We start from the raw sequence: 22722 nt of genomic DNA on the forward strand, positions 1-22722 counted from the left end.
CAGGAGCACGCCATGTCCGATCGACCAGAACGCTCAGGTTCGCAGGCACCCACCGTCGCCGCCCGCGCCGTCGCACCCGCCTCGGCGCACGATCCCGCGAGGCTCCACGTCCACGTTCGCAACGTCTCGGAAGCGCCGCAGGACTTCATCGTGTCCATCCGCGGGCTCGAATCGTCCTGGGTGCCCGGACCGGTCGTGGCCGCAGCAATACCTCCTGGCGCGACGTGCACGCTCGAACTGCCGATCTCGCCACCGAACGGCACGCCCCCCGGCGACTACCCCTACCTGATCGAGGTCGAGGCAAAGACGACGACGGAAGCCTCGTCCACGATCGCCCGCACCGTGCTCGAATCCGCGTGGACCATCGAGGCCCACAGCGAGATAGTGCTCAGCGTGGAGCCCGCGGACACCCGCTCGCTCGCCGCAAAGAAGGTGCGCGTACAACTCGCGAACGCGAGTGGGGCCGAGCGCGAAGTGACGCTCAACGTCACCTCCGAGCGCGGACTGCGCGTCACGCTCGGCAGTAAGAAGGTGCGCGTGGGACCCCACCAGAGCACGACCGTCCCCGCGCGGCTTCGCGGCGGTCGGCCGCAGCTGTTCCACAACTCCCCGCGGCGCAGTTACACCGTCGTAGCCACCGGCAACCAGGTGCCGACCCGCTTCCAGGGCACGCACCAGTCCCGCGCGCTGCTCCCCAGCGGGGTGATGCGCGCGGTCGCGCTCGTTGCGGTGCTGGCGGTGTGGGCCGTGGGAGCCATCACGGCGCTCCCGTGGCTCGCCGATCGATTCGATGCCGACAAGAAGGCGGACGTCGCAATATCAACGCAGGCGCCCGAGCAGAGCGGGGATGCCACAGACGACCCCGCAGCACCCGGCGATGCCGGCGATGCCGGCGGCCAGGATGCGGGTGGCTCCGAGGATGATTCCGCCGATTCGGATAAGCCGGGCAAGGCAACTGCCGACGCGGCCTCGGATCAGGTGAGGATCTCGGGCGCCGTCCTCGGCAACGCCCCGAGCGGTGTCACGGTCCGCATCGAACCGGCGTCCTCCATCGCGGGAGTCAGCGGGTCGACTGGCGCGGACGGCGGACCGACGAGTTCCGCCATCGCGAGCCTGCGCCACGTGCTATCGGGTGGCGACCAGGCCACCGCGCCGCTGGTGGCCGCGGGCAGAGCGTGGACCAAGGTGGGCGAGACGCTCGCCGATAACCTGATCGGCGCGACGGAGCCCTCGTCCTCGAAAGAGGCGGGCAAGGTGTCGCGCGAGTCGCTCCCGATACAGTCGACCACGACCCCCGAGGAGACGCGTAGCACGACGACGTCCGCCGACGGGACGTGGGCGTTCGCGGGCGTGAACTCGACCGCACGCTACCTGGTGACCCTGTCCAAGCCAGGGTTCCAGACAGCGCGCTACTTCGTCACCGGCGCCGAGGCCGCCGCGGTGCCGCTCGAAGTCGAACTCGAGTCGGGGCGCGGCACGGTGTCCGGCACCGTGACCGGGCCGAAGGGCAAGGTCGGCGGCGCCTCGATCACGCTGACGGACGGGACCACGACGCTGTCCACGCGCACGGCAACCCGAGGCGATGTGGGCAGCTGGTCCGTCTCCGGACTCTCGACCCCATCGACCTACCTGATCACGGCGGCTGGGGAAGGGCTGGGCGCGCAATCGCGCCTCGTGGACGTGGGCGCGGACGCCGACATGACGATAGACATGAGCCTCAAACAAGGAGTGGCCTCGCTGACCGGCACCGTCTCGGGCAGCAACTCCCTGGGGACCTACTCGCCCCTCGGCGCCATATCGGTCGTCGCCACCGACGGCGACGTCACGCGCAACGCCACGACCGTAACCTCGGGGAAGTCGGCCGGCGCGTTCATCCTCCCCGATCTTCCCGTGCCCGGCACCTACACCGTGACCGTCAGCGGCGAGGGCTACCTGACACAGGTACGCACGGTGAAGCTCACGACCAAGAACTCGCCCACGAGCCTCAACCTGCAACTCGGCAAGACTGGCGGCGGGATCGTCGGCACCGTGAAGGACGAGGACGGAACCGGGCTCACCGGAGCGGGCATGGTCCTCACCTCCGAGGACAACGTCTACAAGACCATGAGCGCCTCCGATGGCAACGGCGGTTTCCGGTTCGATGGCGTCGTCGCCGGCACCTACGTCCTGTCCGGCCAGATTTTCGGCCACGAGACCGCCTTCGCGCAGGTCCGGATACGCGACGGCCGGACCGCGAGCGCTGACCTGATCCTGACGTCCATCGACGGCAACGGCCTGACCGAGACCTCCCGGATCCGCGGGCGAGCCGTGGACGCCACCACCGGTGCATCGATCACCTGCCCGCACATCACGGCAAGCGAGGTGTGCGCCGTGACGATCTCGACGAACGTGACCCGCCGGAACGGCACCGTGGAGACCGTGACCGCGACGCAGCAGCCGGACGCGCAGTACACCCTGCCCGGCACGGGAGGCCTGCTACCGGGCAGTTACAAGCTGACCTTCACCGCTCCCGGATACGAGCCCGCGACGGTGACGGTCGAGGTCGCGATGGACCGCGTCGTCGAAGCCGCCACCGCCGCCCTGTACCCATCGCCGTCGATCAGCGGCAACGTGCTGACCCGCGTCGGCGCGCTGCCGGCCGGCACGTGCGTCGTCGCGACCATCCAGGGGTCGACAGCGCCGACGACGTATCCCTGCCAGACCGCCCCGGACGGCAGCTGTCAGGTGACGGGAGCCCCGACCGGGATGTACTGCGGATTCGCCGACACGACCTCGATGGGCTCCTATCAGATCAATCGCCTGCCATCGGGCACCTACCAGGCCCGCACGTATGTTCCCTCCGGCACCGAGTACCTGGCGGATTCGCTTGGGGTCACCGTGTCGCTGCAGGGCGGTGACGCCAAGCGATACGACGCGACCCTCGACCGCCTCGGCCGGCTCGCCGTGACGGCGCTTCGCTCAACGGGTACCGGTAGCCTGGTCGCCGGAGACTCCGCCTTCATCGAAGCGATCGGCTCGGGTCCGAATCAGACCGCATCCGGCTCCGCCAACGCCTCGGGCTACCTGATGCTGACCAAGCTGCCGGAGAGCACGTACACGATCACCGCTCGCGACGCGACCAACCCCAACCTGACCGGTGAGGTCACCGGATTGACCGTCGGACTGAACCAGGAGATCTCCGTCCAGCTCGTCATCACGTCGGGCGTGGCGAACCTCACCTCGCACGTGGTAACGCAGCTCGAGGCCGCGGGCTCCCAAGATGTGAAGGACGCAGCCGTCACCGTTACCGGCGTCGTCCGCTACAACGGCGTAGTACCCATCCGCGAGACGGCGACCATCACGGCCACGGACGACTTCGGCATGTTCCAGATCTGCACCTCGCTGCCATGCTCGACTAGCGACTCCGTCGCCTACCTGCCCCTCATCGAGGGACAGGTCGACATCGAGGTGACGCACGATGACTACGTCACCTTCAGCCGCAACAACGTGCCGACGACTGACCTGCAGACCATCACGCTCGAGCCGCGAGGCGTGCCGTTCGTCGGCACCATCGCCTTGAATGGTGTGACAACAGGGCTCGGACAGCTCTACCAGAACGTGGGTTTCACAGTGCTGTCGGCACCGCCCGGCACCGGTGCGCTGTCGCTGACTGCGAACTCGTCCGGCCGCGTGTTCTGGTCCGACTCCCAGCAGAGCGTGGACCCCGCCGGTGGTCGGTACCTTCGCCCCGGCACCTACCGGGTCCAGGCGTCGCTCGCCGGATTCGACCCCGATCTGGTGACCTTTACCGTGGAACCGGGCGACGCGTCCGCCGCCGCGACCTTCTCGCTGAACAAGTACGGCGAACTGCGGGTCTACGCCATGGCACCCACCCAGTCGAGCGGGCCCGTCGCGGTTGAGGGACCAACGATGGAGATCCGGCTCACGGACGGCACGACGCGTGTCCTCGACGCCCCGCCGACGCGCACCTACGTGGACTTCGGGTCGTTGCCGTCCGGCACCTACCAGGTCACCGCCTGGTTGCCCGGCTTCGCCGAGACCACGAGGAACATCACCGTGGACCCCGGCCAGCAAGTCTCCTCGGATCCGACGCTCTCACCGCAGATAGTCCTCACCCCGCTGAGCGCCATCACCGGCACGGTCTACAGCGAATTCGGCGCGAACTGGCGGGTCGCTCTCGGCGGCGCGACAGTGCGCGCCTCGCTGGGATCGGCCGATCCGTTCACCACCACGACGGCCTCGGACGGCTCCTATCGCATCACCGGCTCCAAGGTGCGCGAGGGCCTGGGCAACGGCACCTGGAGCGTGACGACGTCCGCCCCCAAACACACGACGATCGGCGTGGGCCAGGGCACGCCCTCGACCCGATCGATCGCACTGACGGCACCCGCATACCCGCAAAACACCCCCGTCCCCGATCTGGCGCTACGCCCCGAGAACGGGTCGCTGCGCGTGGTCGTGGTCGATCCCGACACCAATGAGCCGATTCAGGGCTACAACCTCAACGTGACCCTCGACTACAACGACGGCATCAACACCGTCTCGCCGCCGTCGTCGGCGTGCACGGGGAACAACGTCGGGTACTGCTTCAACGACGTGCTGCCGCTGACCTACACGCTGACGATCAACGGCGGCGGCTACGCGCCGCTGGTCACCGTCGTCACAGTCGAATCGGGGGTCACCAAGCCGATCAACATCGCGATGACCAGCCCTGGCGGTTCCCTGCAGGGGACGGTCACTCTCCAGGTCGGCGCGCAGACCACGGTGGTGGACGGCGCGACCGTCGAGTTGCGCAGCGCCGCCACGGGACAGGCGCTGATCGACAGCACGACCACGAACCCGGGCGGAAATTACCACTTCGACAACGTCTCGGCCGGGAGCTACATCCTGCGCGCGACGTACGAGGCCGATCCCGGCAACGCCGCATCCCAACTCGTCGCGGAGCGCACGATCGTCGTCGGAATCGCCCAGTCGCTCATCATCGACCTGAGCCTCGTCCAGCCGACTGCCGCCATAACCGTGCAGCTCACCTCGACGCAGGGATTCGACCTCACCGGCGCGCTCGTGTCGTTGCATTCGACCACCGCCGACCTGACGGCGCAGCCCGCCGTCCGCGTGAGCCCGGGCAGCAACGTCTACCAGACCGTGTTCGCGCAGGTCCCGTACGGCTCCTGGCTCGCGCGCGTGAGCGGCCCGACCGGGCACCTGGGCACGCACACATCGAACCAGGTGAATGTGGGTTCGACTCAGCCGACCGCGACGATCTCCATGAACGTCTCCGAGACGCGCCTGCAACTGATCGGCGCAGCGGAATCCGGGCTGAACAACCCGCCCTCAACGATCACCGCCTCGCTCACTGGACTATCACAGGTCACGGTTCCCGTCGGCGATTCAGCAGTGGTGTTCGTCCCGCAGGGCACGAACCGCACGGTGACCGGCGCGGCCGGAAACTGGCGGATCGATGTCACCGGCGGCAGCGTCAGCGGAACCACCTCGACTCACACGACGACCCTGACAATCAAGCGGCATGCGGTCACGCTGAGCCTCGACGCCCCGTCCCCCTCATCGGTGAATGTGGACAGCAACGTGACGTTCTCCTACGAGATCACGGCCCCCACGGCCGCCGGTTCCACGGTGGTGGGCGGCAGCGTGGAACTCTACCGCGGCGGGGCTCTAGTGACGTCGCAGGCCGTACCAACCAGCGGCCACACAGGACAGTTCACCTGGACTGCGGCGCTTCCGACCGGCAGCGCAACGTTCGAGGTGCGGTATACCGGAGCGGACGAGTTCTCCTCCCAGACATCGAACACCAGGACAGTGACGGTCACGCAGAAGCCCACGTCGATCACGATCTCCTCCTCGAGTGCCGGCAACGTCAGCGCGACGCTCTCGCCTGCGGCCGCCGCCGGGCCGATCGGGTCCGGAGCCACATTCGTGGTCGAGGTCGATAACTCAGGAACCTGGTCGACGGCGCCGGGGAGCGCGAACTGCAACCGGAGCGGTGCCGTCATCACCTGCTCCGGATTCGCGGGCGGCGAATCCGTGCGCGCGCGCTACACCAACACCAACACGGCGACGAACCCCTGGGCCAACTTCACCAGTGGAACCGTGACGGTTCAGTCCCCCCCGCCCGCGGAGGACGAGTGAACCGAACGAACCTGCGCACCCCAGCAACCGCGAGATTAGCGGCGTTCACCCCCGGTGGGGATCAGCGAACCCGTTTCGTCTTGGCTGAGGTCGACGTGACGGATTCATAACCGGCCTTGGTGACGGTGACTTTCACCGCAATCCGTTTGCCACGCTGGGGTGACTTCAGGGTGAGCTTGGCCTTGGTGGCGCGCTTGATCGGCTTGCCGCCAGCGAACCAGCGATACTTGACCTTGAGCGGCGCTGGGCCCCAGCCGGTCACCTTCGCGCGCAGGGTCTTGCCCGGCTTGGCCTTGCCCGTGATCTTCACCTTGCCCTTGACGAGCAGACCCTTCGCGATCTTTCGCCCGCTCGAGGTCACCGAACCGACATTGGTGGCCGCATAACTCGCGGTGAGCCGGACCGAAACCGTATGGCCAACGTGAGAGATCGTCGGTTTGAACGTTCCGGCGTTCGCCCCGGCAATAGGCTTGCCGTCCGCGAGCCACTGGTAACTCACCTTGATGCCCCGGTCCCAAGTGCCAGGCTGCACCTGAAGTGTTCCGCCGAGCCGCGCCGTTCCCGTAACCGTGACTGCCCCCTGATGCAGCGCGGGAAAGTCGAGTTTCTCGCAGGCGGTGACGATGTCGACACCATCGGCCCGGACTCGATCCGTACCGTTTCCGCACGCGACGGTGTCCGTCTCCCCGTCGTGGACGTCGATGATGTCGTCGCCATCGCCGGCGGTGATCGAGTCACGGCCGCTACCGCCGACGATCGTATTGGGCGCGTCCGAACCTGTGAGGGTGTCGTTGCCCGATCCGCCGACCAGGTTGGCGAAGCCGCTGATCGTATCGGTTCCCGCGCTGATCGTGTTCTGCGCGCTCGTGAGCGCGAGGGAGACGGCGACGGGGCCCGTTTGATCGGCGTAGGACACGGTGCCACCGGGTTGGAATGCGTTCACGGTGTCGTTGCCGAGGCCGGGCGCGATGACGACGTCCTGCGCCCCGGCGGTCATGAAGTCATCGCCATCGCCGCCGAACGCAATAGAGCCGGGGAGGGCGAGGACGATCCAGTCCTTGAACCGCGTGCCGACGAAGCGCTCGGGGTAGGCGCCGTTGGATCCGCCGCCCACCATGTCGTACCCGGCCGCGCCGCATACGGATATGGGCCCCGGCATGGCGGCGCACGACGAGTTCTCGAAGTACTTCACGCCGGGATAGGTGTCGGCGATGGGCACATCGATGTCGGAGTAGCTGAGGGTATCGGTACCCGCCTCGCCAAGCGCCGAGTCGTTGCCCGTCCCCGGCAGCAGCGTGTCATCGCCATCGCCACCGAGGATGTAGTCGTTGCCGGGACCGCCCATGACGACATCGTTACCGCCGCCCGCGCAGATCGTGTCGTTGCCCAGTCCGCCATTGATCGCATCGGGGCCAGGGGTTCCGAGGATGACGTCGTCACCATCCGTGGGCTCCTGGCCGAGGGCGATCGAGACGGTGACGGCGCTGCCGTGGCACGTCATCGCGCCCTGCATCGGCGCAACGAAGGACTGCACCTCGCCCCAGGTCACCTTCGCCGTCGCGATGTCGCTGCCGCCACCTGGAAGCGGGATGTAGCCATACCGCCAGTAGTAGGTCGTGCCACCCGTCAGTCCTGCGGGGTTGCTTCCGCAGCCCGCGGCGCGCCAGTCGAACTCCGAACGGTAGGAGGCTCCGATGTTGTCTATCGCGCCAGCGACCATCTGATCCACCCCGGCCGTGCAGTTGTCGATGACGGATGCGCTGTTCGAGATATTGGCGATGGCGGCCCGCTCGGTATCGCGGGCGAAAACGACCGCACCGGGTACGTGATTGGTGTAGACCTCGGCCGTCGAGACAATGCCGTACGTGGTGGACAACGAGGGATTGAAGCGATACTTCGGGCTGGCCTGGGTCGATGGCATGTCGTACACGACGCGGTAGGCCGTTCCTGGATCGGGCTGGGTCCCACCTCCCACGACCGGCAGGTCGGCCGGTGGCTGGCTGGTCGCCCCGCTCCCGGCGAACACGTTGAGCGGCGCATTCAATTCCAGGAGCCCGTTGTGGTCGGCATCGACCACCCAGGCGCCGCCCGTCACCTTGGCGGAGTTGGACGTTTGCGATGATTTGACCGGTATCCCGAACTCGAACCCATGGCCGTAGGCTGCCGGCCATGCGTACTCGCCCAGGCATCCGCTGTTGTACCCACACAGGATCTTGTACGAGTTGGCGCTACCGGTCTCCGCCTGGGCGGATTGGAACTTAGCTCCGGCGGCACCGGGTTGCGGACACGTCGGGGCGGCGAGCGGCTGCCCATCCGAGAAGCACACGACTGCCTTAGTCGTGTCGAGACTGACTCCGGCAGGCAGCACGAAGATCGGGATGAAGCCCTCCGCACCGCAGGGGGTCCCCACGGACCGACCCCAAATGTGGACGTAGAAGGACTCGCCGACTCGCGGGTGCGCACCATCGAGATCGACTTCGACGCCCATGCCCGCGATGATCCCGGTCGTGGGAAGCACCGGCGCGGGTGGCGTGTAGGTCCACCCCGAGGAACTGTAGGACGTTCCCCCGCTCATATTGCCGATGATCATCGAGGCGCAGTCGATCACCATAATCTTGTTGGTCGCGCCCTCGTTCCACACCGAACTCGCATGCCAGCCCGATTGGTCGTAGTCGGCGTGGGCGGGCGTGGCGCTCGTCACCGCAACCAGCGTCGATGGGATCAGCACCGCGGCAAGAAGAAGTGATTTCCAGCGGTTCATGTCAGCGAACCTTTCCAAACTTGATGGTCTTCGACTTCGACGCGTACCCGGCCTTGGACACCGTTACCTTCACGGTGATCTTCTTCTTGCGCAGTTTTTTGGTTATGCGCAGTTTTTGCTTGGTGGCGCCTTTGATCGCCTTACCTGCGGCGTACCAGCGGTAGGAGACCTTGAGCTGGGCCTTCTTGCCCGCCTTCGAGAATGCGGGCTTGCCGACCTTGATGAGCTTGCCCACCTTGGGCTGGGACGATTTCTTCGGCCACTTGGCTATCCACGCGGACGGTAGCGGCTTGGGTTTCGGCTTCGCGGACGAGCCCCCCGGTGACGTCGCGAGTTGCGTACTGCCGATGGCCGGATAGGTCCCGGTCTTGGAGATCAGGACGGGGCTGATGATGTCGCACGATGTCGCGGGGGATATGGGTGTGCGGCCCACCAGCAGGCCCCTGGTGTCGACCCACGAAATCCAGGAGCCGTCCGGGGAAACATTGAAGTCACTCACGTCTCCGGCGGTCGGCACCACGCAGTCGGCCGTGATCGTGCCGCCTAAACCGGTGGCTTTGATCAGGCCCAGCGCCTTCGTATGGGTGCTGGCGTCGGTCTCGAAGGTCAGCGCGACGGTTTTACCGTCGGCGGATACGTCGAGATCCGTCATGCCCGGGAGGTTGAACCAGGGCGCGAAGTTAGGACTGAATACGCCCGTCGGTTCCTGATACATTGCGTCGTCGGCGTTGGAATCGACCCCGAGCAGGCGCGAACCCATCACGGAGGTACCGAGGAGATTGGAGATGTTGATCGGCGTGATCGACGTATTGGAGGTATTCGTCACCCACGTGCCCTGGTAGAGCGAGGACACGGGGTAACTGTAGGCGAGGTAGGAGTACGTGTAGGCGACCTGTTTAGCCCCCGTCGTCAGCGCAAGGTCGATCGGGACCGCGGCGGAGGGCATGTTGAAGTCGTAGCCCAGCGTGGACTCAGCGGCAACGTCGCCGCCCGGCTTCCAAAGTTTCGTGGGTGCCGCCGCACCTGAATAGCCGGATTTACGGGCCACGCCGAAGATCCACCCGTCGTCCGACTGGGTCTGCTCGGTCCATTGCCGACCGCTCGGCGCCGCCCCCGAGATGGCACGCTTCTGCTTGCCGTCCAACGTCGACACCCAGATCTGGCCCTGATCCACGTAGGACACCTGAAACGACGCGGCCGATCCGGAAGGGGAGGCCGCGATCGAGGCCGGCGCGCAGGCGAGTTGCGCGAACGCAAGCGATCCTGCGAGAAGTGACGCGGTCAGTGATTTAGCGGGCAAGGTACGCATATCCGAATTGTCCGGCCCCCCGCACGAAGGCGCGTCGGGGAGGCACCCTGATCTTTTCCGGGCGCGCGGGCCGAACCCCTACTATCGTTTCGCTCATGGCAGACGTCCCTAGCACCCCGTCACCCACCGACCTCGTGGAGCGTGACGTGGAGTGGAGTCGCCTCACCACGCTGGTGGACCGCGCCTTCCAGGGGCGCGGCGGATCCGCCCACGTGCTGGGCGAGCCAGGTATCGGCAAGACGGCCCTGGTGCGGGCACTGGCTGATCACGCGCGCTCGCGCGGCGCCTCCGTCTGGTTCGGTTCGGCCAGTGAGTTGGAAACGCGTAGCCCTTTCGGGACGCTGCGCCGGTTGCTTGATACGCCGGTGCGCGCTCTCTCTGCGCAGCAGCACGCGCAGTTGGCGGCGGGCCCGGGTCGGCTGGCCCTGTCGAGCCTGTGGCAACGAACTCATCCCGTTGGCGCTAACTTGCCGACCCAGGCGGACATGCTCCACAGTGTCGGATGGCTGACAGGCGAACTGGTCGGGGCCTCGCCCACTGTGCTGGTGATCGACGACGTCCAGTGGGCGGATGAGGAATCTCTGCTTTTCCTCGGCTGGTTGCGTGAGCGGCTGACCGAAATGCCGTTGATCGTGGTGACCACGATGCGCGATGTCGTGCTTTCCCAGGCCCCATCGCTCGCTGCCCTGATCTCCGATCGCGATGCCGCCGTCCTGCGCCCCGACCCATTGTCTGTGTCGGGCATCGACACGGTCTTGGGCGGCATGGGAGCTCAGGCGTCGCCGGGCGCGGCGGCTACCCTGCGGGAGGTCACGAACGGCAATCCGTTCCTGGTGCACGCCTTGTCCGCGGCGTTGCGCGCCGAGTCGCCGGCACCGTTGTCGCCCGGCCGCATTCGCTCTGCGGTGCCCGATTCGATACTGACCTTCATGCTGTCGCGCATGGCGAACCTGACCCCGACGGAGCAGCGGCTGGCGCAGGCTACTGCGGTGCTCGACAGCGCGACGTTTCCGGTGGCGGTCGCGACGGCGCGCATCGACTTGAGCGACAATCCGGCGCAGGCGGCCGATTCGCTGCGGAGTGTCGGGCTGTTCGCCTCGGGCCAGGGGCTCCGCTTCCGTCACGCCCTATTGCGTTCCGCCGTGTACTCGTCGATCGGAATCGACACCAGGGAGTCGCTGCACCGATCCGCCGCCACCGTGCTGGGGAAATCGGGCGACTGGGCGCGCGCGGCCGCGCACCTGCTGTCATGCGAGGGCGCCGGCGACGAGTTCGCCGTGCGCGTGCTGCGCGAGGCCTCGCGTCAGGCGGAGGCCCTCGGCGCCCCGGAAACGGTCGTGCTCCTGCTGCAGCGAGCCGTGGCCGAGCCGCCCGAACCCAGCGTGCTGCCGGAGGTACTCCTCGAGTTGGGCACCGCACAGTTGCGCATGCTCGATATGGCCTGCATCGAGACCCTCCAGTGCGGCGCGGACCTAGTCGTCACGCCGCAGGAGAAGGCCCCCTTCGTCTTGGCGATCGCGAACGCTCTCAGTTATGCGGGCGAGCACTTGCGAGCGGCCCGAGTGCTCGGGGAACTCCTGGAATCGCTGCCGGTCAGCGATCGAGACCTCGCCATGACCGTTGAGGCGGCATGGATCGCGGTCGGTCTCCTCATACCGGAATACGCGCCGTCCGTGCTTGCGCGGCTGCGAGCGCACCAAGGGCTGACGGGCGCGACCGTGGGCGAGCGGCTGGTCCTTATTCAACAGGTGTCCGCCTCGGTCTACGCGAATGAACCCGCCCACGTCACTGAGTCATACGCCAATCGCGTGATCGGAGATTGGGACACCGCGGAGCAGTTTCCCGAGACCGGAGACTGGGTGTGGCCGCGACTCTTCCTCGGCCGGATCGGGCAGTTCGATCGCGTCCGCCGCCTGGCCGACGAGGCCTACGTGAGGGCCGAGCAGCGCGGATCGGTCCTGGGAATGGTCGCATCGGCGTTCGTGCGCGCTTTCACCGACGCCGATGCCGGGGAGCTCCGATCGGCCGAAGAACACTACGTCCTCATGCGGAAGGTGGATGCTGCTCCGGGGCAGTCGCGAAGCCTGCTCATGGACATCCTGTCCCGCGGGGGATTGGCTCAGGTGCTGGCCCTGCAAGGCCGCGCGCCCGAGGCGCTGGCGGCCCTCGGGCCCTTCGACGGCGGCCTGCCACCGGACGCGCCAGTGGACGGCATCGCCGTACTCGAGGTTGGGCGCGGCACCACCGCGTTGTCCATCGGCGACTACAACGGGGCTCTGGCGGCCGCCAAGCAAATCAACCGGCTCGGTGCGAGCGTCGGCGTGGATTCCCCCTTGTGGTTCGGCTGGCGCGTGCTTGCCGTGCGCGCCTTGCGGGGCCTGAACAGGCTCGAGGAAGCCGGCATCCTGGCCCGCGAACACCTCGAGCTGTGCGAACAGAACGGCGCATCGCATCTGTACGCCGAGGCGCTCAGCATCGCCGCGTCAGTCATGGACGATGAGGAACGGGCCGTCGCGCAGGCCCGTGAGGCTGTCGCGCTGCTGGCCGGCAGCGGCGCTCGCCTTCGCGAGGGACACGCGAACTTAACCCTCGGCACGCTACTGCGCCGCGCCGGGCATCGGTCCCTGGCGCGCGCACCGCTCCGCGTGGCCCGCGACATCCTAGCGTCGTGCGGAGCGGCGCCGGCGGCCGAATTCGCCGCTGCAGAGCTTGCGGCGACCGGCGCTCACGCAGGTCGCGGCGACCTCACGCGCCTCACCCCGAGTCAGCAGCGAGTCGCAGAGCTGGTCCTTGCCGAATTGAGCAACACGGCAATCGCCGCGCAGCTCCAGGTGAGCCGGAAGACGGTCGAGACGCACCTGTCTGCCATCTACCGCAAACTCGGCATCTCCAGCCGCCACCAGCTCACACCGGCACACGTCGGCATCCGCTGATAGCTGCACAGCCCGGCTTCGGCTGGTCCCCGTCGCCGCGGTTCGCTCGCTCATTTCGGGTTCGGGGACGAGATCCGCGTCGCTCGTATGTCGAGGCGCTCCAGGCATGCACCCCGCTCCCGGCGCGCAGTCCCCCGCTCCCAGCGGTGGCACCCGCTCCCGGGAGGCGGCGAGAGCATGCTGCTAGATGAACACCATGGCCGCAGCGGTCAGCACGATCGAGACGGCGGCGGTCACGAGAATGATCGTCCACACGGGCCAGTGGTTGCACTTCACCTCGGTTCGCACGACCACGGGCTCCGGCGCCGGAGCCGGCGGCAGGGGCGCTGGAAGGGGCACCGTCATCGGGCCTCCGCAGCGCAGGCACACCGCCGCCGCGGGATCGTTCAGTTCGCGGCAGGTGGGGCAAGCGAGCCGAGCGGCCTCGCGCGCGCCGGCGATCCCGGGCGAACGGCGCCCGGTGTCGTCGTCGCTCACGGCCGCGCTCGTGGTCACCTTGCCACGCGCCCAGAACAGGGGGTAGTCGCAGTTGGGACAGAAGTCCGTGGACGAGCGGCGCCCGGCCTCCGTGGTCGCGACGTTGCCACACTCGGGGCACACCAGTTCCACGACGCTCATTGCAGTCCTTCCGTTCCTGACACAACACCGAAGCCGGGCGTCGCCCAGACTTGCTCACCGGCGACCAGCACCTCGAGGTGGACGTGCGCGGGGACCTCGTCCCGCACGAGCTCAACCAGCGACTGCGGGCGCAGCCGACCCGTCGAAGAGACCCGAAGGCGAAGCCACGGGGCCGCCGCGGGCGCCTGCCCGAGGCCGAACACGCCGCCCGATTCCTCGATCTCGACCGGCGAATCCGTCCACGCCTCCACCATGATCCGGAGCGACTCGAGCGTGCCCCGACGCGCCAACGCGCTCGCCATCGCCAGGACGAGCGCGCGCTGGCGCGCCTCGTCGATCGCGGGATCGATGGGCGGCGCACCTATCCACTGCGCGAGGTAGCGCACCATAGGTGCCGGGGCGAGCTTGACGTCGGCCAGGTACTCGAGCCCGTCCGCGTGGTCGAGCAGCGTCTGCGCCTCCTCCTGGAACAGCGAGACGAAACGCACGAAGAAGTCGCCGCCGAGCATCCCCGACGGGAGCTGGCGGATCAGCCAGTCGTGCGGACGGCTCGCGGACGTGCGTGCCACGAGGGCCGTCATGCGACCACGACCCGCGAATCCGCGGCTAGGAACAGGGCACGCTCGGGCAGCGGAATACTGTCCCTGCCCAGGCCGACGCGCTGACCCGTGCGCAGGTCGTACTCGAACATCTGCAGCTCGTCCACCGCGAGCACGCCGTCGACGGCCTCGATGACCTGGGCGAGCGACACCGATGTGAGCCCGGCCCCGAACGCCCAGCCGCTACCGTCCGTGCCACCTCGCAGCGGGTGCACGAACTCGGCGATCGCCTCGGATACGCGCTGGCGCACAACCTCGGCCGGACGCCCGGGCAGCGCGCGCACGAGAGCCGCGACGCTCACCCCGTGGTAGTACGGCGTGCCGACCTCGACCGCCACCCCCGCGGGGCGGGCCTCGTCCAGGTCGTGGGCGATGACCGACCACAGCTCCTTGCCGATAGCGAAGTCATCGATCTGGTGCGCGCCCGGTTCGCCGAGAGCCTTGGGCACAATGAGCACGACCACGTTGCCGTGTCCCGTCTCGGTTATCGGAAGGCAGCGGGCGCGCGCCACCTGGGGCGAGGACTTGATGGCGATCTGTTCGTAGTCGCGAACCGTGACGGCGCGCCCAGCCGTGCGCAGGGCCAGCGGGCCCCGGGCCTTCGCCTCAAGCGGGGTCTCCCCATCGACGCCGCCGATGGCCGGCTCGAGGTTGGTGACGGATGCCACGAACGGCACCGCGGAGCGCAGCGACACCAGGGTGCGCGCGCCGACGTTGCCCGCCGAGCCGCCCGCTATCCGGTATCCGGTGACCCGGATCTGGGCCCCGTCCTGCGGTACGGCGCCGAACTGCGTCCGGGTGCCGTCGGCCTGCCGGATGAGCGGACCGAACCGGATCTCGCCTGTCGTCGAGTCCCACACCACGTGCTTGTCCTGCGGCCCCGATTCGGAGAAGTCCGTTACCTCGTGCCACGCCTGCTCACCCTCATGCTCCGCTACGAGGATCTGCTCGGTGTGCGTGCGCGGGGCGACGGGCGCGCGCGTGACCGCGAAGGACTGTCCGGGAACACCCGTGGACCGCCCCACCGTCTCCCCCTGAACCGCCTGCGAATGCTCCGCAGGAAGCGTGATGGCGATAGCTCGTAGCCGGAGTTCGGAGATCCTCGGGGAGCGCTGATACGTCGGGTCGCCGGTGGCCACGGGCAGCAGTCGCACGCGCAGCCAGTAGGCCGCCGCGCCATCGAGGACGAGCGATTCGTGGAGCGCCGGGACGGTCAGAACGATGGTGCCGTCCTTGTTGAGTCCGCCCGTCGAATCGGACACGACCTGCACCGGAACCCAGGCACTCCCGTTCCACACCTCCCAGATGAGGGGCGGGTTGTTGGGATCGATGCCCACGCCCTGAGCATGGGCCACGACTGTCAGTTCTACGCCAAGCCCGCCGAGCGAGGTCTTAGACCCCAGGTAGAGGCAGTCGCCCGCGCGCGAGGGTGTTGAGGTAAACGCCGCGACCTCGGCCCCGGGAAGCGTCAGGTCCTCCCATGCGTCCACCGTGCGGGTGCCGTCCACCTGCCCGGTGCGCGCCGCGATCAGTACGGGCGGGCGGACAATTCCGGTGTGCTGCGTCGCGAAGACGACAGTCTCCTCGGCCGCGCCCGCGATCGTCGAGACCTCAGTGCCGGCCGGGATCACGATCTCCTGCGCGGCCGGGGCCGACAGCCAGAAGGTGATGTCGGCGCGGGCCACCGAGGGCGCGAACGGCTCGATGCCCACGAGATTGAGGAATTCCGTGTAGAGGCGGTCGGGCACCTGGTTCACGCGATAGAGCACCATCTCGGCCATCCACGCGAACAGTTCGATGAGCGCGACGCCCGGATCTGCGACGTTGTGGTTGGTCCACTCGGGCGTGAAGCGCGGGATCATGCGCTTCATTTCGTCGACGATGTCCTGGAATCGACGATCGTCCAGGTTCGGCGGCTCGAGGGCCATCAGTTTTCCTCTCGGGGAATGACGTAGAACGGATAGACCAGGTTACGCCGGTCGTTGGTCGCTTTGACACGGTAGATCACGCCGATGCGGACGGTCCCCGGGTCCTTGTCGTCCTGCACGGGCAGCACATCCTCGACCTCGATGCGCGGCTCCCACTGCGCGAGCGCCTCGCGGACCGCCTGCGCGATCAACCCCAGGAGATTCGCCGTGATCGGCTCGAAGACGAGGTCCCAGATCCGGCACCCGAACTGAGGCCGCATGAGCCGCTCCCCTGGCGCGGTCATCAGGACGACGCGGATGGCATCGTCCAGCCCTTCGGCTCCGGATGACATCGCGATCGCTCCGGTGTGATCTATTTCCATGGGCCAGGCGAAGCCGCGGCCGACGAAGTTGGACGCGTCGTATGCGGGAGTGTTCGTTGACATCAGTTGAGGTTCACCACCGCTCCCTTGACGTTCACCGGGCCCGACGCCTCGAGGTTGGCAATAGCACCCTTCAACTTCAGTGCGCCAGCGCTCGACAGTTCCGCCTGCGATTTCGCGTCGATTTTCACCTCGGCCGCGGAAAGTTTGATGGACGAATCCGCCGCGAGTTCGATGGTCGTGCCCTTCAGCTTGATCGATCCGTTGCCGTCGAGCGTAATGCTCGAATCGCCGGCCTTGATGGCGATCGGCTCGCCGCTGGGAACGTTGACCTTTACGCCGTCCTCGCCGAGCACGATCTCGTGGTTGCCGTTCTTCAGCGCCAGCCTGATGAAGTGCTTGGCCTTCTCAGATCCGGAGTGCAGTTCGAGCCGGTCGCCGTTCGCGGTGACGAGGGAGTGCACGCGAACCGTTCCATTGCCGTCGACCAGGTCGTCCGGGAGATCCGGTTGGTTCTTGGCGGAGAACAGCCCGCCCAGTACGACGGGGCGGCGCGTGTCCCCGTCGACGAATCCGATGACCACCTGGTCGTTGATCTCGGGGAGCAGGGCCAGGCCACGGCCGGCGGCCGCGCCCAGTTGCATCACGGACGCCCAGTGGGATGCGATCTGGTTGTCGAGGGCAACGAACTTGACCTTGACGGAACCGAGCGTGGAATCCTTCGACTTGCTGCCGACATCGGTCACCACCCCGATGGTCAGGCGATCGAAGCGGCTCGGCAACGCCGAGTCGGTCGTGGCCTGGTGCGGGGCGGTCAACTGGGGTGCGTCCCGGTCGCCGGCGACGAACTCCGTCGAGCTGCCGTGCAGCGAGAATCGGTGCTGTACTTCGCGCACGTAGTAGGTGCCGGACAGCGTCCCCGCGCTCTGGATCTCGAGCTGGCCGCCGGGCTGCAGGTTCGGCATCACCACGCCGCGCCCGCGGGCGACGATGTGCCCACCCGTACCAGCGCGGGCGGCCGCCAAGGTCTTGGCTTCGGTGGCGTCGCTCACGTGCGCGTGGCTCTGCAGGATCGTCGGCGCCGGGTCCTGCGCCCGATGCCGGAAGTCGATTGCCGCCCGCGAACTCTCCGGATCGGATTCGCCCACGATCTCCTGGTGCTGGGCCTGATCCCAGCCGAGCACCTTCACCTTCTCGCCGCTCAGCGGCGTGTCGCGCACGGACAGCGCAGTCAGCGTCGTGCCCAGGTTGACGGTCACGAGGGCGGCACCCGGCGCGGTGCCCTGCGAGGCGGACCACATATTGATCTTCTTCGCCGAGGCGGACCAGTGCCAGCCCTGCCGGTCGGCGACCTCCTGGACAGCCCCGATCGGGCTGCGCGCGTACATGAGCCACTCGCTGACGTAGGTGCCCGTCGCGTTCAGCGTGAGTCCGCGCTGCTGGACGATCTGCGTCAGCAGGTCGGTGTCCTTGGACTTGAGGCCGGCCACGGCGATCGTTCCGCGGGTGAGTTTGTGCGCCATGTCGAGGACAGTCACCGAGAACACCTGTCCCAGTTCATCGGCGCTTGATTCGAGCGCCACGACCTCGCCCTCGATGATGACCGAGCTCGTCTCGCTCGCCGACGGCGTCAGACGGTTAATCGCGTTGATCTTCACCTCCGCGCTCGGCGCGAACATGGAGGTGTCCTCCGCCTTCTTGAATCCGTCGTCTCGGAATCGCAGCACCGCGCGACCGACCGTGTTGACGGCCAGTTGCACGCGCAGGTCCATCAGGTCCGACAGCCACACTGCCGACAGCGCCGTGCCGCCGACCTTGATCTCGAAGCCGACCAGGCTCGGATTCGCCGGGCCGGTGGCAACGGAGCCCGGCGCGGTCACGACTGCAACCTCGGCACGGACAGGAGCGTGCCCGGCCGCACCGCGAGCGGATCGCCGAGTCCGTTCGCGTCGGCGAGCGTGCGCCACTGGGTCGAGTCGCCGTAGTAGCGGGCCGCGATCCGGTCGAGCGTCTCTCCGGACTGCACGCGGTGAACGCGCTGCGGCTGGGGTGTGCCGCTCGTCGGATTCTGCGGTCCGAACGCGTCGGATGGCTCGTACTGGCGGAGCGCCACGCGCATGGTCGCCCGTAGCGGCACTCCAGACGCTGAGAAGTACGTGAATGTCAGTTCGAGCTCGGAGACGACCGCCTTGAACGCATGCAGGTCACCCCAGTGGAAGGTCACGTAAGGCGGCCTCACCTGGTGGCGCGACTCGTCCGAACCGGGCAGCGACGGGTCGATGTCCATGAGCGCCAGGATCTTGCCCGTGTGCTTTGTCACCGGCGTTCCATCGGAGGTCGTGTCGAAGAACAGATCCAGTTCCATGACGCCAGAGGACGCACCGACGTAGCGGAGGCGGGGTACACCCGAGCCGGGCAGCGAGTCACCCTGCCAACTGTTGGCCCGCGAGATGCGTAGCTGCGTCGGGTTGAACAGGCAGGGAATGCGTTCCCCGCCCTCGATCTCGAGGAATGCCTTCTCGGTAGCCACGTCAGTACACCCCTCGATCGCTGCGCCAAGCCCACCGCTCGGTCTCGGCAAGAATTCTGTCGTCGACTACGCCGCGCACCCGCGATTCGAGCACTGCATCGAGCCGCGCGTCCACGAGCCGCAGGACCTGGTCCACGACCTGGGTGGCAGGGCTGCTGTCACTGCCGCCGTCGCCAACGTTCGCCGAATCGAAGGATCCGGCGTGCACTCGCTGAGAGACTTCCCGGCGCAGCGCGTCGGCGAACTCGGACTGGCCCTCGGGTCTCATGGTTTCTCCTATCGAGGACGAGCTTTCCGGCGCCAGCCAGCGGCGGATGATCGGCGATCCGGGTGCGCCCGTCCCGGCGGGAGCGGGACCGCTGGCGCTGGCCGGGACCGCCGGCGCGCGGCGCGATCCGCCCGGGGACGCGGACGTGGCCGACGAGGACCGGGGCGCGCGCCCCACGACCGGCGCGGACGACTTGTCCTGCGGCGCGGCGCCGGCTCCCGGTGGCGGGGCGAAGCGCCACCCGCTGGGGATGCGAGGACGAGTCTCCCCGCTCGTCCATGCGAGCCTGCGAATAGGGGTTGCGGACCCACCCGGAGCCGCTGACGGAACTCCTGGATCAGTCGGTGCCAGGCCGGGCTGGCGCGAGGCGGTCGCAGGGGAGAGCGCCGTCATTCGAGCCGACGCGATCGGACCGGAGAAACTTGCTTCGCGTGCGCCGCTCGCGGCCGAGGTGAACCGCGCGACGGGGTCTGCGGGCGCGGCAAGCGATGCCTGCGGTCCAGCGGCAGGACCTGAACCCTGTCGCGCCGCGGGCGTCGCCGCAGTGGCATTGTTAGCGCCGCCCGCGCGGGGGCCAGTGAGGCCGCCAGCTTCGCGAGCAGCACCCGCCTGCGCATCCGCCTGCGCGCCCGGCCGCCCGACCTTGGGCGCCACGGATCCGGGCTGGCCGGTGTGCCTGCGCACCGTGGAACCCGCCCGCGTGAGCCACGCGGAGTCGCCGCGCTGGGTCGCGCTGTCGAGGTGCGCCTCGATGGGGACGTGTGACCAGGAGGGACCGGCGCCGAGCGCACGCGCGAATGCGGGCGGACGCCCGAAGGCGCCCGTCGAACCCGCCATACGTCCACCTGCCGCCGCGCCGGTGATGCGGTGGTGGCCGCCACCCGCCAGCCGGTGACTTGGCACGCCCCCGCGCTCGAGGGTCGCGACCGCACCAGCCCTCTCACCGCTCGCTGACGTAGTGCCGGCTGCACTGCCCGTTGCGAGACGGCGCACCGGCTGGCGCGCGCTACCCTCGCTTGCGGTGGACGTGCTGGGCGCGGTTGTCGTGCTGACGGTCGTCTTGCTGGGCGCGGTCGTCTTGCTGGGCGCGGTCGTCTTGCTGGGCGCGGTCGCCGCCTGCCCGCCGCTCTGGGAAGATGCCGCCGGGGCCTCGACGGCCTGCCCCACCGCCTGCGGCGCGGCGACCCGACCGGCTACGTCGGCAGTTCGCGACGCCACGGCCGAGGCGGGGACGTCCCGCGCCGGCGAGGACGCACCGGCAACCGACGCCGCGCTCGCGGCCGCCGCGTGGCTGCCTGGCGCTGATGTGCGCGGGCTGGCACCCGCTCCCTGCGCCGGGCGCGCAGAACCGATGCGGGCTATCGCACCGACTGAGGCCGAAGCGCGAGTTCGACCGGCATCGGCGCCCGCATCGTCCGCGGGCGTTCGGGCCGCGCTCGCCGCGACCGGCGACCACACAGACGACCTGGCGGCTACGGACGTGCTTCCCGCGTCGCGTAGGGCACCGGCACCACTGAGCCGGCGGATTCTGGTGGGATGGGGCGCGACCTGCTCCTGCCCGACCTGATGGGGACGCAACGTCGCGAAGGGGAGCGACTTCGGCGCGACCGATGACACGGCTCCCTTCGGCCCCGGTTGGTGACGCGCTCCGGCGGTCCGAAGGATGGGCTGATCTCCGGCGCCTGGTCTAGCCGGATTGCCGCGTCCCGCATCGATCTCGCCCGCGTAGCTCGAAGCAGGGCTGAATGATGCGCTGGGCGCAGCACCAGGGGATGCGGCCCCGCCGCTCGGCAGCGATCCGTCAGAACCCGCCTCGGACAGGGCGCCAGGATTCGCATCGGCCTTAGTCGATTCGGAATGCAGCGGGCCGGGATTCGATGCGGCCGCGCCAGCGGAAGGCGGCGCGGGCAGCGCGCCAGCCTCGTTCGCTCCGGCGGCGCCACTGACCCGGGCGCTCGCCGCGCCATCGCCCGGTAGTCCGGCCGTGGCGCCTTGAGGCGAGGAACTGGCGGACGCACTGGCGTTCGCTTGCGCGGCGGCGTTGACGGATCGGCGGATCGGCTCCGCCGACTCAGAGCCGTGCTGCGATGGCGGTGTCGCAACCGGACTCGACGCTTGCGACGGGGACTGGGTAGCGGTGCGCGGATTGTCGGCGACGGGTGCCACGGGCGCGGTTTCATTACTCGAACGCGAGGACGCCGACTGCGCACTTCCAGCGCGATCGCCGCTCAGCCGAGCGGAACTCGCACCGGCGGCTCCGGCGTTCGGCGCGGCGGACGCGGACCTGGGCGCGGCGGACGTTGACCTGGGTGCGGCGGACGTTGACCTGGGTGCGACGGGCGCGATCTTGGGCGCGGGAGACAGTCGGCTCGGGCGCGGGCTCGCTGCGACCGCCTGCCGCTGGGCCGCGGCGCGTACTGCCATCTGGCGGCGGACGAGCCTGCCGGCATCCGGCATGATGGGTGTGGCCACTGCCGAAGTGTCACGGGGAGCGGCGGCGCTCACGGCCGGAGCCGCGGGCGTCGACAGCCGGGATTCCGCTCCCCCGGTGTTCCCCGCCGGGGGTTCCTTCTTCGCCACGCGACGCGGTGCGCGGTCGGCCGCCGTCGTCAGGTTGCCGACCGCGGCAACCTCAGCGGGCAGTCGCATGGGCACGACCTTGGGAGTGGTCGTCACCCACGATCCGGTCGGCCGGGCCTCACTCGGAGCAGGCATCGGCCGCACGACTCGGGCGATCCCCCTGGCCCCAGTGCCATGCTCGGTGGGCGCCTCGCCCATGGCCGTACCGAACGCCGTTTGTTCCCGCCACCAGCGCGGCGGGCGCGGCTGTAACTCTGCTGGGGCGCTCCCCCGGACGGATGCGCGACTCACCGGGCGCGGGCCGATCGAGCTGCGACGGACCATGACCGGACGCCCCATCGCCCCGGCGAAACTCATGGCCGCACCGGCGACCGAGCCGATGAGCGGCGGACGCCTCGTCCCCACGGGCGGGCCGGGACGGCGCCAGCGCCGAACGATCAGCGAGCCCAGCGTCGGCCTCGCCACCCCCGCGGCGGGCGATTCGGCTGCCACGACGCCGTGGGCGTGCGGGCCATCATCCTGCGCGCTCATGGCGTCCTCGACTTGAATCCGTGATGGGCGATCTCGAGCGATTCCTCGAGCATCTGCTCCGAATCCACATTCAGCTGCGGCCCCGTCCAGCGGACGGCGAACACGTCGTTGAACTGCCAGGTGCGCAGCCGCTGGCCCTGCCAGTTCACGACCGTT

Annotated in this window: 12 protein-coding genes; 2 read left to right on the forward strand and 10 right to left on the reverse strand. The window is 68.5% G+C overall.

Annotated elements, in window-relative coordinates:
- Positions 1 to 12 precede the first annotated feature (12 nt).
- On the forward strand, positions 13 to 6147 hold the full coding sequence (locus tag FB461_RS10200) for a carboxypeptidase regulatory-like domain-containing protein (RefSeq protein WP_142121741.1): 6135 nt from the start codon (positions 13 to 15) through the stop codon (positions 6145 to 6147).
- A 61-nt stretch (positions 6148 to 6208) separates the two neighbouring features.
- Here the strand turns inward: FB461_RS10200 and FB461_RS10205 are convergent, their stop codons facing one another.
- Together FB461_RS10205 and FB461_RS10210 are read right to left on the reverse strand one after the other, a co-directional pair.
- Positions 6209 to 8908: a calcium-binding protein gene (locus FB461_RS10205; RefSeq protein ID WP_142121743.1), complete on the reverse strand. Its 2700-nt coding sequence runs from the start codon at positions 8906 to 8908 to the stop codon at positions 6209 to 6211.
- Position 8909: 1 nt separating this feature from the next.
- Positions 8910 to 10217 (reverse strand): hypothetical protein, encoded by a 1308-nt coding sequence (locus FB461_RS10210; RefSeq protein ID WP_142121745.1) that lies wholly within the window; start codon positions 10215 to 10217, stop codon positions 8910 to 8912.
- Positions 10218 to 10312: 95 nt separating this feature from the next.
- On the opposite strand from FB461_RS10210, the gene FB461_RS10215 reads away from it, so the two are divergent.
- Positions 10313 to 13150: an ATP-binding protein gene (locus tag FB461_RS10215; protein WP_142121747.1), complete on the forward strand. Its 2838-nt coding sequence runs from the start codon at positions 10313 to 10315 to the stop codon at positions 13148 to 13150.
- Between the two features lie 183 nt (positions 13151 to 13333).
- Here FB461_RS10215 and FB461_RS10220 read toward each other — a convergent pair whose 3' ends face one another.
- Genes FB461_RS10220 through FB461_RS12530 form a run of 8 tightly spaced genes read right to left on the reverse strand, consistent with a single transcriptional unit; the run spans position 13334 to position 22715 of the window.
- A complete protein-coding gene (locus FB461_RS10220) occupies positions 13334 to 13768 on the reverse strand; it encodes a hypothetical protein (RefSeq protein ID WP_142121749.1) in 435 nt (144 codons plus the stop codon).
- Positions 13765 to 14337, reverse strand: coding sequence for a phage tail protein (locus tag FB461_RS10225; RefSeq protein ID WP_170222711.1), 573 nt, complete (start codon positions 14335 to 14337; stop codon positions 13765 to 13767). The genes FB461_RS10220 and FB461_RS10225 overlap by 4 nt, the downstream gene beginning before the upstream one ends.
- An 8-nt stretch (positions 14338 to 14345) precedes the next feature.
- Positions 14346 to 16295 (reverse strand): putative baseplate assembly protein, encoded by a 1950-nt coding sequence (locus FB461_RS10230; protein WP_142121752.1) that lies wholly within the window; start codon positions 16293 to 16295, stop codon positions 14346 to 14348.
- Entirely contained in the window at positions 16295 to 16720 is a 426-nt protein-coding gene (locus FB461_RS10235; RefSeq protein WP_142121754.1) for a GPW/gp25 family protein, read from the reverse strand. The genes FB461_RS10230 and FB461_RS10235 overlap by 1 nt, the downstream gene beginning before the upstream one ends.
- Complete coding sequence (locus FB461_RS10240) at positions 16720 to 18537, reverse strand: phage baseplate assembly protein V (RefSeq protein ID WP_142121756.1); 1818 nt, start codon at positions 18535 to 18537, stop codon at positions 16720 to 16722. The genes FB461_RS10235 and FB461_RS10240 overlap by 1 nt, the downstream gene beginning before the upstream one ends.
- Positions 18534 to 19187 carry a CIS tube protein gene (locus tag FB461_RS10245; protein ID WP_142121758.1) on the reverse strand — a complete coding sequence of 218 codons (654 nt, stop codon included), beginning with the start codon at positions 19185 to 19187 and terminating at the stop codon, positions 18534 to 18536. Before FB461_RS10245 ends, FB461_RS10240 begins: the two co-directional genes overlap by 4 nt.
- Position 19188: 1 nt before the next feature.
- Positions 19189 to 22566 carry a hypothetical protein gene (locus FB461_RS10250; RefSeq protein WP_142121760.1) on the reverse strand — a complete coding sequence of 1126 codons (3378 nt, stop codon included), beginning with the start codon at positions 22564 to 22566 and terminating at the stop codon, positions 19189 to 19191.
- Positions 22563 to 22715 (reverse strand): phage tail protein, encoded by a 153-nt coding sequence (locus FB461_RS12530; RefSeq protein WP_425466919.1) that lies wholly within the window; start codon positions 22713 to 22715, stop codon positions 22563 to 22565. Before FB461_RS12530 ends, FB461_RS10250 begins: the two co-directional genes overlap by 4 nt.
- Positions 22716 to 22722 lie beyond the last annotated feature (7 nt).

It is taken from the genome of Rarobacter faecitabidus (assembly GCF_006716265.1).
Lineage (GTDB): Bacteria > Actinomycetota > Actinomycetes > Actinomycetales > Cellulomonadaceae > Rarobacter > Rarobacter faecitabidus.

What these genes read in the sequence shown, in the direction of transcription:
- FB461_RS10200 (WP_142121741.1), top strand. Translation starts at nt 13, where the DNA reads ATGTCCGATCGACCAGAACGCTCAGGTTCGCAGGCACCCACCGTCGCC.
- FB461_RS10205 (WP_142121743.1), bottom strand. Translation starts at nt 8,908, where the DNA reads ATGAACCGCTGGAAATCACTTCTTCTTGCCGCGGTGCTGATCCCATCG.
- FB461_RS10210 (WP_142121745.1), bottom strand. Translation starts at nt 10,217, where the DNA reads ATGCGTACCTTGCCCGCTAAATCACTGACCGCGTCACTTCTCGCAGGA.
- FB461_RS10215 (WP_142121747.1), top strand. Translation starts at nt 10,313, where the DNA reads ATGGCAGACGTCCCTAGCACCCCGTCACCCACCGACCTCGTGGAGCGT.
- FB461_RS10220 (WP_142121749.1), bottom strand. Translation starts at nt 13,768, where the DNA reads ATGAGCGTCGTGGAACTGGTGTGCCCCGAGTGTGGCAACGTCGCGACC.
- FB461_RS10230 (WP_142121752.1), bottom strand. Translation starts at nt 16,295, where the DNA reads ATGGCCCTCGAGCCGCCGAACCTGGACGATCGTCGATTCCAGGACATC.
- FB461_RS10235 (WP_142121754.1), bottom strand. Translation starts at nt 16,720, where the DNA reads ATGTCAACGAACACTCCCGCATACGACGCGTCCAACTTCGTCGGCCGC.
- FB461_RS10250 (WP_142121760.1), bottom strand. Translation starts at nt 22,566, where the DNA reads ATGAGCGCGCAGGATGATGGCCCGCACGCCCACGGCGTCGTGGCAGCC.